Here is a 333-nt window from a genome sequence, read left to right as displayed (position 1 = left end):
CCAGCGCCAGCGACAGTGCAGTACGCGACACCACCGCCCCGTCGGCACCGACGGTGGTCATCGCCACCGACGCCAACAACGACGGCTTCATCAACAAGGCCGAGCAGGGCAGCGCCACCACCGATACGGTGAACATCGGCCTGCCGAGCGATGCCAAGGTGGGCGACACGCTGAACGTCACCATCAATGGCGTGGCGCAAGCCGGTCATGTGCTGACTGCTGCTGAAATCAGCGCCGGCCAGGTGGTGATCACCCCGACGGCTCCGGCCGAAGGCGGTACGCTGAACGTGGCCGCTACCATCACCGATGTAGCCGGCAATACCTCGGCCAGCG

Annotated in this window: 1 protein-coding gene; it reads left to right on the top strand. The window is 66.1% G+C overall.

What is annotated here, in order from left to right; all coding sequences use genetic code 11:
- Positions 1-333 (top strand): hypothetical protein (locus tag DBR44_RS19585; RefSeq protein WP_158613690.1); only part of this gene is annotated, 333 nt, incomplete at both ends.

Source organism: Aquitalea sp. FJL05, assembly GCF_003852595.1.
Lineage (GTDB): Bacteria > Pseudomonadota > Gammaproteobacteria > Burkholderiales > Chromobacteriaceae > Aquitalea > Aquitalea aquatilis.
Note: the sequence above shows the minus strand (reverse complement) of the source record. Positions and strands in the feature narration are given on the sequence as shown.